The 393-nt window shown below is 82.2% G+C and carries 1 pseudogene; it reads left to right on the top strand.

From position 1 onward, the window contains the following. Positions 1-393: pseudogene (locus ACXAHD_RS32425) on the top strand (hypothetical protein); the annotation flags it as partial.

The raw sequence follows: 393 nt of genomic DNA, 5'->3' as shown, positions 1-393 counted from the left end.
GTCGGTCGCCCACCCCCCCCCCCCCCCCCCCCCCCCCCCCCCCCCCCACCCCCCCCCCCCCCCCCCCCCCCCGGCTTCGGTGAACCCGGCCCGATCGGCGGGATCGCCGACGCCCGTGCCTACACCCCCCGGGGTCGGACGGTGCGCGAGACAGCCGAGCAACGCCGTACCGGCCGCGCCGAACGCAGCCGGGATCCGTTCCGGCCCGCGCTGCAGGTGCTCGACGGGGGTCGGGCCACCAGCGGTCGGCCGCCGGACCGGACCGGCCCGGCGGACCCCGGCGACCCGGGCACCGGACCGGGTACCGGACCACGTCGCGACCCTGACCGCCGGACCACGCCGCGCCGCGACGTCGACCCGGACAGGAGGGGACGGCGCGGCGCCGACCCGGAC

The organism is Micromonospora sp. ABR4_055, from assembly GCF_056160425.1.
The sequence above is the reverse complement of the archived record's forward strand: the minus strand, read 5'-3'. Positions and strand labels throughout refer to the sequence as shown.